Here is a 4,415-nt window from a genome sequence, read left to right as displayed (position 1 = left end):
GTTTCTTTGCTAACAATCATTTCACCAAATTGCAGAGCAAACTGCAAAATAACCCGTTGTGGATTTGCTGCATCAATTAAGGCATCGCCAGTGAGTTGATGTACAACACATTTAGACTCAATCGCAGATACAAACAAATCATCTTTGGAGCCAAAGTGAGAGTAAACAGTTTGTTTTGATACTCCGGCATGTTTTGCTACTTCATCCATGCTGGTATTAGGAAAACCCTGATGACAAAAAAGGTCAATCGCAGACTCAAGTACTTGAGCACGCTTTTGTTCACTGCGGCTCAAACTAATCTGTTCGATATTATTAAGCGATGTGTTTTTTTTTGTCATGTTGGTTCCGTAAATTAACCCATTAAGCATAATTGAGTGTCGGGCTTACTACTCATTATTTAGCGTTATAGTAACTAAAAATAGACTGGACAGTCTAGTTTTATAAAACTAGACTACTGAGTCTAGTTAACATTTAAATTACAAATTATATTTTTTGGCTAATGAGTTCGCTTATTGTTATTAACACTGGTCCTTAAGATAAATCAACATTGGCACAATATATTGCTTTGCAAGGAATAAACTTATGTACGCGTCAAAGACATTCACCCCAATCATTCGATACTGGGCGCTAGGTTTAAGCTTAATCGCATTAGGCGGTTGTGGCTCTGAGGTAAAAGAGCATTCACAAACAACTGAGTATCAAACGGTATTGTCACAACCTTTATCGTTAAGCGACCGTTATCAGCACATGCAAACTTATACGGGTACGATTCGCTCAGCCAATACCACCGGAATTGGTTTTGAGCTTGCGGGTAAACTCAATAATATCCTGGTTGATAGTGGCGATACGGTGAGTAAAGGACAAATATTAGCGCAGCTGGATACCGATTTATTAACTGCAGAAAAGCAGCAATTACAAGCCAGTTTATTACAAACTCAAGCGGATATAGATTTAGCAAAAAGCACCTTAGTCCGTACTCAAAAATTGAAACAACAAAACTATGTGTCTGAACAGCAACTCGATGAAACCCAACAACAAGTTATCAGCTTACAAGCTAACCAAAAGCGTATAGAAGCCAGCTTAAGTGCGACCAATTTGAAAATTGAAAAATCAACTTTACTGGCCCCATTCAATGGAAAAATCAGTCAACGTTTTCATAATGTCGGTGAAGTGATTGCGCTAGGCAGTCCGGTTTTCACCTTAGTCGGTAACAGTCAGCCTTTGGCTTACATAGGTGTACCCATAGACATCGCACAGCAGTTAACCGCCGAGCAGATGGTAGATGTCCGTGTAGGTAAACAAACCTTTACCGCTAAAATTGCCGGTATTAGTGCCGAGATCAATACCATTAGTCGTACGGTTCAGTTGCGTATTCATTTGCCTGACTCAGCCAGAGTGATTAATGGCGAAATAGCTTATTTGGCGTATCAACAAGACGTGCTAGCACCTGGTTATTGGGTGCCTATGTCAGCATTAACCGATGGTGTGCGCGGATTATGGAACGTGTTGGCCTTAGTTGAGGCTGAGCAAGGTTTTTATACCATTGAACGTCGCGATGTAGAGATTATCTATACCAATGAGCAACAAGCGTATATTCAAGGCGCCATAAAACCAAGCGATTTAATTGTGTCACAAGGATTACATAAATTGGTGGTTAATCAGAAGGTCACTCTCGCTCAAGCTGAGAAAACGGGGGCATTATGATTAAAGCATTTTTAGAAAATGGCCGCCTAACCAGTTTATTTATCGCATTATTAATTGTTGCGGGATTAGGTGCTATTTCAAGCCTACCCCGCACTGAAGATCCACATATTACTAACCGATTTTCATCTGTTATCACTCAATACCCTGGTGCATCTGCAGAGCGGGTTGAAGCACTCGTGACTGAAGTGTTAGAGAATCAATTACGCCGCTTAGAAGATTTAAAGCTAGTCCAGTCGACTTCTCGTCCAGGGATTTCGGTTATCCAGTTAGAGTTAAAAGACACAGTCACAGAGACGGCTCCTGTGTGGTCACGCGCTCGAGATCTCATCGCCGACAGTAAATCCTTGTTGCCAATAGAAGCACAAAACAGTGTGTTAGATGATCAACTAGGTTATGCCAACACCGCCATTTTAGGACTTGTTTGGGCAGATAATAGCCCTGTAAGAGCCGATATTCTTAATCGTTATGCTAAAGAATTACAAAGCCGTCTAAGGCTGCTCAGCGGCACTGATTTTGTTAAACTATATGGCGCACCACAAGAAGAGATTTTAGTTGAGTTAGATGGTAATAAAATCAGCCAATTGCATTTAACTCCCGCCAGTATTGCCGCTATTTTAAATAATGCCGACAGTAAAATTTCAGCCGGTGAAGTTAATAACAGCCAATTTAGAGCCTTAGTTGAAGTATCTGGTGAGTTAGATTCGCAAAATCGTATCCGCCAAGTGCCGTTAAAAGTAGACGACTATGGTCAAATTATTCGCTTGGGGGATGTGGCCAATATTAGTCGCCAAGCTAAGACTCCGGCATCGAGTATCGCCTTAATCGACAGTCAGCAAGGTGTTTTGGTGTCTGCGCGCATGCTCAATAATAATCGAGTCGATGTATGGCAACAACATGTAAGCAGCGCCATAGATGATTTTTCAGCTAATTTACCGGCCAATATTAAGGTGCAATGGTTATTCGACCAACAAAGCTATACCAGTGACCGATTAGGCGACTTGGTGATTAATCTGTTACAAGGATTTGTGATTATTTTAGTGGTTCTGATGCTGACATTAGGACTGAGAAATGCGCTGATTGTCGCGATATCATTACCATTAACCGCATTATTTACCCTCACCTGCATGAAATATACTGGCCTACCGATCCACCAAATGTCGGTAACAGGTTTAGTGGTTGCGCTAGGTATTATGGTCGATAATGCGATTGTGATTGTTGATGCCATTGCTCAACGCCGTCAGCAAGGTATGAGCAAACTAGAAGCGGTATCAAAAACCTTACACCATTTATGGCTTCCACTGGCGGGGTCTACCATCACCACTATGCTCGCCTTTGCACCTATTGTGTTAATGCCGGGCTCTGCAGGTGAGTTTGTTGGTGGCATTGCCATTTCGGTCATGTTTGCCTTACTCGGCTCATATATTATTTCTCATACCATTATTGCTGGCCTGGCGGGTCGATTCAGTCGCAGTGAAAAACCAACGGCTTGGTATCAGCAAGGGATGGCATTTCCAAGAATTAGCCAAGCATTTACCGCCAGTTTACAGTTTGCGTTATCTAGGCCAATATTGACCGCCATCGTAATTGGAATATTACCGATTGCAGGTTTTTTTGCTGCGGGCAAAATGACTGAACAATTTTTCCCTCCGTCTGATCGCGACATGTTCCAAATTGAAGTCTACCTGGCCCCTCATGTCAGTATCGATAACACTCTAGAGCAGGTCAAACTGATTGATAATAAGCTGCAACAGATTGACGATATTGTCGCTGCCACATGGGTTGTTGGCGGTAATACGCCCTCTTTCTATTACAACTTAACTCAACGGCAACAAGGGGCAACCAATTACGCCCAAGCGATGATTAAAGTGACTGATTATGTCGCCGCCAATCGGTTGATTTTACAATTACAAAAAGAGTTTGATGCCCAATTTCCACAAGCACAAATTTTGGTGCGAAAACTGGAACAAGGGCCTCCCTTTAACGCTCCGGTTGAGCTGCGTATTTATGGCCCTAATCTTGATACCCTGAAAATATTGGGTGAACAAGTACGCGGAATTTTAGCCGCCACACCTGATGTTATTCACACTCGTGCAACCCTCAGTTCAGGCGCGCCAAAAGTGTGGTTACAGGTGAATGAAGACGCCAGCTTAATGAGCGGCCTAAGTTTGAGCGACATTGCCAATCAAATTCAAATGGCGACTACCGGTATTATTGGTGGCAGCATTTTAGAGCAAACGGAATCACTGCCAATTCGTGTGCGTTTAGGTGACAACAGCCGCGAACAAGCCACACGTTTAGCCGAGATCAATCTAGTTTCAGCTTCAGGCTCCGGGATCCCACTATCGGCATTGTCTTATAACGAAATCAATGTCAGTCGCGGCGCAATCCCCCGAAGAAATGGTGAGCGCGTCAATACCATTGAGGCTTATATCACCAGTGGAGTATTGCCTGCACAAGTGCTTAACGAGGTTAAAGATGCTATTGCTAATTTGTCTATTCCTGCGGGATACCACCTCGAAATAGGCGGCGAAAGCGCAAAGCGTAATGAAGCGGTAGGTAATTTATTGTCAAATATTGTACTTGTCGTCACTTTATTATTAGCGACGGTAGTGTTGTCGTTTAACTCGTTTAGATTAACAGCAATCATTTTACTGAGTGCTTTTCAATCGGCAGGTTTAGGCTTGTTATCTGTGTATGTATTTGGCTATCCG

The 4,415-nt window shown here is 42.6% G+C and carries 3 protein-coding genes; 2 read left to right on the top strand and 1 reads right to left on the bottom strand.

What is annotated here, in order from left to right:
• The coding region (locus CXF78_RS13005; protein ID WP_257984908.1) for a TetR/AcrR family transcriptional regulator at positions 1 to 338 on the bottom strand (338 nt) is incomplete at its 3' end.
• Between the two features lie 244 nt (positions 339 to 582).
• Between CXF78_RS13005 and CXF78_RS13000 the strand changes: the two genes are divergently transcribed.
• The gene (locus CXF78_RS13000; protein ID WP_102037036.1) at positions 583 to 1,704 is read left to right on the top strand and encodes an efflux RND transporter periplasmic adaptor subunit; all 1,122 of its coding nucleotides are present in this window, start codon (positions 583 to 585) and stop codon (positions 1,702 to 1,704) included.
• The coding region (locus tag CXF78_RS12995) for an efflux RND transporter permease subunit (protein ID WP_102037035.1) at positions 1,701 to 4,415 on the top strand (2,715 nt) is incomplete at its 3' end. The genes CXF78_RS13000 and CXF78_RS12995, both read left to right, overlap by 4 nt.

It is taken from the genome of Shewanella sp. 11B5 (genome assembly GCF_002836795.1).
In the GTDB taxonomy this organism is placed as follows: Bacteria; Pseudomonadota; Gammaproteobacteria; order Enterobacterales; family Shewanellaceae; genus Shewanella; species Shewanella frigidimarina.
The sequence above is the reverse complement of the archived record's forward strand: the minus strand, read 5'-3'. Positions and strand labels throughout refer to the sequence as shown.

Bases quoted from the DNA above. Each gene is read 5' to 3' on its own strand.
- CXF78_RS13000 (WP_102037036.1), top strand. From the start codon at position 583: ATGTACGCGTCAAAGACATTCACCCCAATCATTCGATACTGGGCGCTA.